The sequence below is a fragment of the Moraxella sp. CTOTU47724 genome (genome assembly GCF_032014955.1).
GTDB classification, from domain to species: Bacteria; Pseudomonadota; Gammaproteobacteria; order Pseudomonadales; family Moraxellaceae; genus Faucicola; species Faucicola tetraodonis.
Genome location: NZ_DALZSV010000063.1, coordinates 5,932 through 11,647 on the forward strand (window position 1 = coordinate 5,932; position 5,716 = coordinate 11,647).

Sequence of the window (5,716 nt, forward strand, 5' to 3'; positions counted from 1 at the left end):
GAGTAGCAGCTTTATTAACCTCTCCTGCTCTTACAACAAGACGTTGCCTTGGCACTACACATTTTAAAGTTGAATTTTTATCATAGTAACAATCAACCGTGAATTCATCAAATTCATCGTTTGAGATAAGCTCCATGTACATAAGCTTTTCATTTTGGCGATGTTCTTGTGTAATATCGTCCTTGCTATCTGCGATAAAAATTCCTTTACTCAAACTCCCATCATAAGGTTTTACAAATACAGGAAACTCCAAATTATTAAGCGTATATTGCTTTGGCACTGCAATATTATGGTCTTGAAACAATTGATTGGTTAATCGTTTATTTCTACATTTCTGAATCAGTTCATGGTCACTAACGAGAGCAGTAATATTATGCGATTTAAATTTCTCTGTATTTTTGCTTAGCATTAAAAGTTCGGTGTCTATAGTCGGAATAATAAGTTTAATATTGTTTTCTTCACAAATCTTTATTATTTCATCAATATAGTTTTCGGCTGTAACTCGTGGTACTTTAAAATAACCATCGGAAATATGACAAGCAGGGGCAAGGACAGGGTTTAAGTCGGCGGTAAATACCTTGGCATCGGGTCTGATTTTTTTTAGTTCCCTTTGAAATGACTTGACCAAAGAAACTCGTTGACCTGCGGATGTGATTAAAATGTTCATTTAGTAACCTTGGGATATTTTTTCATAAACAGCTATTGTTTTTTCAGTCATTTTTTCAGCCGTAAAATTATCAAGTGCGTATTCTCTACCTGCTGCTGCTATTTTTATTCTTTCTGGCTCATTATTGATAGCAAATTCTAATTGTTTGGTAAGTTCCTCAATAGATTCATTTTTGAATAATAAGCCAGTTACTCCTGACTCAATTTGGTCATGTGCTCCCTCGGTGTCACTTCGAATTACACAACAATTTGACAGCATTGCTTCTACTATAACTAATCCAAACCCCTCTAATCTTGATGGCAAAATTAAAATATCAATTACATCATAGAAAGGCTTGGGGTCTTGAAAACCAAATTTAGAGATAGTTGATTCTAAATTAAACTTTCTAATTAGACCTTTAAGCCATATTTCTTCAGTTTCACTACCCTCGCCAAGAATTATAAGATGAACTTGATTTTTTAAATCATTGCGTAAGTGGCTTATGGCTTCCAAAAGAATATCATGACCTTTCCTATATTGAACACTGCCAACTATTCCAATGATAACTTTATCCTTAGGGATATTTTTAGTTTCTTTAAAATTATTTCTATCGTTGTTACTTATTGTTTTTGCAAATGACTCAGCTACGCCATTAAATATTAATGTTATTTCATTCTCTTTATAATGGAACTTTCTGATTGCTTCATCGTAAGTCTCCCTACTGATGACAATTTCATGACTAGCTTTTTTATCTAAAAATGACAGTGCTAAATCTTTAATATGAACAGTTTTAACAAATTTCCTTCTTAATATAATTGGTATAAAAGATAAAGCTGGCGTATGAATATGGATTACATCAATGTTATTTTTTTTTAACTCTTTAGCCACCACTGCCACTGACCTTAACATTGAAACTAAATAACTCGTTTTATTTGTTGATGTTAATGGAAAATTAATCTTTACAATTTTTGCCCCAGTTGCTTCAAGCCTATCAGCTAATCGGACATTAGCTTCATTATTTGGATTTTGTGCACCTGCGGTAAAAATATAAACGTTATGTCCTTTTTTTATTAATTCATTTGATAGGTCTATTAAATGAGTCGTTACACCACTTAAAAATAATACTCTTGAAAATAAAGCTATATTCATTGTGCTTGCCTTAGAAGTAAGTAAAAAATTTTATTTGGAACTTTCTATTGTGCACCCATAAACTTACTCATGGTTGCTTCACCCGCCTCATTAATACCATCTTTAATCAATACTTTTTTGACGGTTTTTAGCAAGATTTTCATATCTAACCACAATGATTGATGCTCAACATACCATGTATCAAGCTTGAACTTATCTTCCCAACTCAAACTATTGCGACCATTAACCTGGGCATAACCTGTCACTCCTGGACGCACGTTATGACGTTTGGCTTGTTCCGCATTATATAATGGTAGATATTCCATGAGTAATGGACGTGGCCCGACTAAGCTCATATCACCTTTAAGCACATTCCAAAGCTCTGGTAACTCATCAAGGCTACTAGCACGCAGTTTTTTACCAAATTCTGTCAAGCGTTCGCTATCTGGCAGCGCGTTACCTTCTTCATCCGTCGCATCTTTCATGGTGCGAAATTTAATCATCTCAAACGGCTTGCCATGTAAACCTGGACGAGTTTGACGAAATAGCACAGGTGAGCCTAGTTCTTTTTTGACTTTATACGCCGTAATAGCGAGTACAGGCGATAGCACAACAAGGGCAGAAGTAGAAGCGGCGATATCAAAGGCACGTTTTAACATTTATACTCCTAAAATTTTTAGTAGTCGCTCATTGACTTTACGAGCATCAAATTTTTCTTGGGCTATTTTATAACTTTGTTCACCCATTACTTGAATTTGCTCTGGATTTTCGATGAAATAAATCATTTTCTCGGCTAAGGCCTGCGGATTCCACTTTGGCACCAGAAAACCATTAACCCCATCAACCACTGTCTCTCGGCAACCAGGCACATCAGTGGTGATGATGGCACGCCCGACTGCCATCGCTTCTTGGGTACTGCGTGGCACACCTTCGCGGTAGTATGACGGCAATACAAAAACATGGCTATTAGCTATCCATTCAGACACATTATTCACCTGCCCCGGATATTCTATAATATTCGATTGGACTAATTCATCTAATTGAAATTTTGTCATTGCCCCGTGTGCGTGCTCATCAATACCACCTAATACCGTAAAAATCGCATTTGGATAGATTTTTTTCACAAGTTTAGCAGCTTCGACAAAATCAAAAATTCCTTTTTCTCGTATCAATCGAGCAATAAATAAAAATCTTGTTTGAGATTCCAAACTAATCGGCTGATATGGATAGTCTTTTAGACTCAAGCCAATGCCACCCAAAACCTCAATTTTTTTAACGCCAATGTGGTGTGATTTTAATAAATCAATCGGGTCATCTGGGTTAAGAAAGATTACTTTATCTGCCAATGGCAAAGCTAGTTTGAACAGAGCGACTTGCACTCGCTGTACGATTTTGGCTTTTCTTGAGTAGCCCTCTGGTTGCTCAGTAAAGGCGAAGCCTAAGCCTTCTATCATGGCGATTTTTTTAGGCACTTTAGCAAGCTTGGCAGCGAGCGTGCCATAGATGACAGGTTTGATAAAATAACTGAAGACGACATCGGGCTGAATTTTTTTGATTTTTTTATAAAGACTTATGGTGTTAGATAAATCTTCATAAGGATTGAGACCGCCACGACTAAGCTCGTAATGGGTAGGGATCGCCCCTAATTGGGCAATTTTAGCAAGCTCTATTTCATCATTGTCTGAGGTAAAGGCATAGACGGTATAACCCTTTGCCAATAGTGACAATATTAAGTCTTTACGAAAGGTATAAAGACTGGAAGCGACTGTGCCGATGATGATAGTTTTCACTTAATCCCCTGTTTTCGTTTTAAATTCAAAATATAAAAAAAGCTGATGTAAATAGCAAAATAATTATACATACGTAGTCTCACGGCTGTACCCAAATTATCATTACCAATTAACCAGACACTTCCATAAATTACAAAAAATATTAACAAAAATCGTATAAAACTATCTGCCATTCTAATATTTTTAATTACATATTTCAGCATAATAAAAAAAGGGAAAGTTTCTATCAAAAGCAAAATTATAGCCAAGGGGTTAGTAATATATAAACCAAAAAGCTGCCCTAATGTACTTAGAATAAAATTAGGGATAAACATTACGGGATTAGAGAAGTCTAAACCTAATGTAGAGCCACCGCTATCTTCATCAAAACCAGAACGATATTCTGTTAAACTATCAAAGATACCAATATAATTCGCTATAAACAATGCAAAGAAATATAAAACGGCAAATAAAAAAATACGTTTTTTTGTGAGCTTAATTTTCCATAAGACTAAAGCCAGTAAAAATGCGAAACCTAGATAAGGACGCAAAGCCATTAAAAACAATCCTATTAAAATAGCAAGGATATAAAAATAAGAAAAGGAAATAAAATCCGAACGACTTAAACATTTTTTCACAATTAAGCACCCTACCAAAAAGGCGAGCACCATAAATACATCACGATAAACATCGAATGTAAAGAAAAAAAGTGTAGGATAGATCAGACACAGCAGAACACTATAAAGGTAATACTTCTGACTGTTTTGGAAATTAAGACCAGACAATTTAGCAACTAAAAAAGGAATTATAAATAAATTTGTAAACAAAAATAAATAGGAAATTCCATCACGAGAATAGAGACCAAGATCATTAAAAAACCTTAGAATGACAGGCCAAATATTTACTACCAAATCAGTATAACCTAAAGCATAGGCATGATAATAATCTGCGTCGCTACCACCACCCAACCCAAAAGAGATATAATCAATTTTTATTAAAAAGTAAAAAAAAACCTTTAAAAAAACCAAGTAAACAATACACAACAATAAAGCCTTATTTGATACCTTTTTTAAAATATTATTTATCATATAGATATATCCATTTTTCAGCTATTTTTTCTAATGAATAATTTTTCTCTATATGACATAAGTTTTTTATAATATTTTTATTTTTTTCTTCTTCAGAGAGGTTTAAGGCGTAATACATTTTTTCTGCTAATACATTTGAGTTTGATGGAGGCACTAAGAATTGATCATTATTTAAAACTTCAGCAACTCCTCCACAATCTGTAGCAACGACTAAAGTCTTACATGCCATCGCCTCAGCAACAACTAAGCCAAACCCTTCGTACTTAGATGATAATACAAATAAATCTGCAGCACTCATTAAATCTGGGATATCATTGCGTCTTCCTAATAAATGAATGTCTTGCTTTAAACCCAATTCATCAATAATTTTTTCAATTTCTGAACGTAGTTCCCCATCCCCGGCAATAATTAATTTAATATCTCCAAGACTCTTATTTTTTAAAGTTTTAAAAGCGTGCAATAAATTTGGATAATCCTTCTGCTCACTAAAACGTCCTACTGCTAGAATCAAATAAGAATTTGTATTTAGATTAAGTTCATTCAGAATTTTATTTTTGGCTTCTGAGTTATAAAAAAACCTACTCAGATCTATTCCATTATATGTTGTGATGATATCTGAGCCTGGTACTGCTTTTTTTTCGATAAATGCTTGTACTGCTTCATTACTAACATTAGTAGTTAAATCAGCTAGATTATGTGTAAATCTGTACGCAAGCATTCTCAATCCCCCACCTTCATCACTATTATGTGCAGTACAAATAAGTTTCTTTATAGAAGTAGTGATTCGAACAAGGCGCGTAAAAATATTAGCGTGTACCATATGGGAATGAACAACATCTGGTTCAAAATTCTTAATTATTTTAGAAATTTTAATATAAGCAAGAGGAAATAACTGTAAACTATTTAAATTAATTTTGATTAATTCAATTTCTTGGTAACGAGGCTTTGTTAAAATATCTCCCGTCAGATAAGCAATTTTAACATCATTCCCTTTTTCATACATTTTATCTGCTAAATCACAAACTACACGTTCTGCTCCGCCTTGCGCTAGGCCAGTAATCACATATAAAATCTTCATATTAAAC

6 protein-coding genes are annotated in these 5,716 nt (G+C 34.0%); all 6 read right to left on the minus strand.

All coding sequences use genetic code 11. The features are described from left to right. Positions 1–667: ATP-grasp domain-containing protein (locus tag RTR63_RS10285; protein WP_312524094.1), on the minus strand; the 667-nt coding region annotated here is incomplete at its 3' end. Then, a complete protein-coding gene (locus tag RTR63_RS10290; RefSeq protein WP_312524095.1) occupies positions 668–1,795 on the minus strand; it encodes a glycosyltransferase family 4 protein in 1,128 nt (375 codons plus the stop codon). Positions 1,796–1,839: 44 nt separating this feature from the next. Then, the gene (locus RTR63_RS10295) at positions 1,840–2,433 is read right to left on the minus strand and encodes a sugar transferase (RefSeq protein ID WP_312524096.1); all 594 of its coding nucleotides are present in this window, start codon (positions 2,431–2,433) and stop codon (positions 1,840–1,842) included. Beyond that, a complete protein-coding gene (locus RTR63_RS10300) occupies positions 2,434–3,564 on the minus strand; it encodes a glycosyltransferase family 4 protein (protein WP_312524097.1) in 1,131 nt (376 codons plus the stop codon). Beyond that, on the minus strand, positions 3,561–4,631 hold the full coding sequence (locus RTR63_RS10305; protein ID WP_312524098.1) for a hypothetical protein: 1,071 nt from the start codon (positions 4,629–4,631) through the stop codon (positions 3,561–3,563). The genes RTR63_RS10300 and RTR63_RS10305 overlap by 4 nt, the downstream gene beginning before the upstream one ends. Next, positions 4,621–5,709 (minus strand): glycosyltransferase, encoded by a 1,089-nt coding sequence (locus tag RTR63_RS10310; RefSeq protein WP_312524099.1) that lies wholly within the window; start codon positions 5,707–5,709, stop codon positions 4,621–4,623. The genes RTR63_RS10305 and RTR63_RS10310 overlap by 11 nt, the downstream gene beginning before the upstream one ends. Positions 5,710–5,716 lie beyond the last annotated feature (7 nt).

Bases quoted from the DNA above. Each gene is read 5' to 3' on its own strand.
- RTR63_RS10290 (WP_312524095.1), bottom strand. From the start codon at position 1,795: ATGAATATAGCTTTATTTTCAAGAGTATTATTTTTAAGTGGTGTAACG.
- RTR63_RS10295 (WP_312524096.1), bottom strand. From the start codon at position 2,433: ATGTTAAAACGTGCCTTTGATATCGCCGCTTCTACTTCTGCCCTTGTT.
- RTR63_RS10305 (WP_312524098.1), bottom strand. From the start codon at position 4,631: ATGATAAATAATATTTTAAAAAAGGTATCAAATAAGGCTTTATTGTTG.
- RTR63_RS10310 (WP_312524099.1), bottom strand. From the start codon at position 5,709: ATGAAGATTTTATATGTGATTACTGGCCTAGCGCAAGGCGGAGCAGAA.